Below are 1,147 nucleotides of genomic sequence, written 5' to 3'. Positions count from 1 at the left end.
GCCGCGGGGCAGCAGGGCGTGTCGGTGGCCTTCGATCTGGCCACCCACAGGGGCTATGACAGTGACCATCCGCGGGTCGAGGGCGATGTGGGCAAGGCCGGCGTCGCCATCGATTCGGTCGAGGACATGAAGATCCTGTTCGACGGCATCCCGTTGGACCGCGTTTCGGTGTCGATGACCATGAACGGCGCGGTCATCCCGATCCTCGCGAACTTCATCGTCACCGGAGAGGAGCAGGGCCATTCCCGTGCCGTGCTGTCGGGGACCATCCAGAACGACATCCTCAAGGAGTTCATGGTCCGTAACACCTATATCTATCCGCCCGAACCCAGTATGCGGATCATCGCGGACATCATCGAATACACCTCGGCCGAGATGCCCAAGTTCAACTCGATCTCGATCTCGGGCTATCACATGCAGGAGGCCGGGGCGAACCTGGTCCAGGAGCTGGCCTATACCCTGGCCGACGGACGCGAATATGTGCGCGCGGCGATCGCGGCGGGCATGGACGTCGATGCCTTCGCGGGACGGTTGTCGTTCTTCTTTGCCATCGGCATGAACTTCTTCATGGAGATCGCCAAGCTGCGCGCGGCGCGTCTGCTGTGGCACCGGATCATGTCGGAATTTGAGCCCAAGAAACAGGGCAGCCTGATGCTGCGAACGCATTGCCAGACGTCCGGCGTGTCCCTGCAGGAGCAGGACCCCTACAACAACGTCATCCGCACCGCCTATGAGGCGATGTCGGCGGCGCTTGGCGGCACGCAGTCGCTGCACACGAACGCGCTGGACGAGGCGATCGCCCTGCCTACGGATTTCAGCGCCCGTATCGCGCGGAACACCCAGCTGATCCTGCAGGAGGAGACGGGCATCACCCATGTCGTCGATCCACTGGCGGGCAGCTATTACATCGAGAGCCTGACGGCGGAACTGGCGGAAAAGGCCTGGGCGCTGATCGAGGAGGTCGAGGAGATGGGCGGCATGACCAAGGCCGTGGCCAGCGGCATGCCCAAGCTGCGCATCGAGGAGACGGCGGCCCGGCGTCAGGCCCTGATCGACCGGGGCGAGGACGTGATCGTCGGCGTCAACAAGTACCGCAAGGAGGCCGAGGATCCGATCGATATCCTGGACATCGACAACGTCGCCGTCC

General features: G+C 63.5%; 1 protein-coding gene. It reads left to right on the top strand.

Annotated features, from left to right (window positions below):
- Nucleotides 1–1,147 (top strand): methylmalonyl-CoA mutase family protein (locus TW83_RS14965; RefSeq protein ID WP_045983576.1); only part of this gene is annotated, 1,147 nt, incomplete at both ends.

The sequence above is a fragment of the Paracoccus sp. S4493 genome, assembly GCF_000967735.1.
Lineage (GTDB): Bacteria > Pseudomonadota > Alphaproteobacteria > Rhodobacterales > Rhodobacteraceae > Paracoccus > Paracoccus marcusii.
The sequence above is the reverse complement of the archived record's forward strand: the minus strand, read 5'-3'. Positions and strand labels throughout refer to the sequence as shown.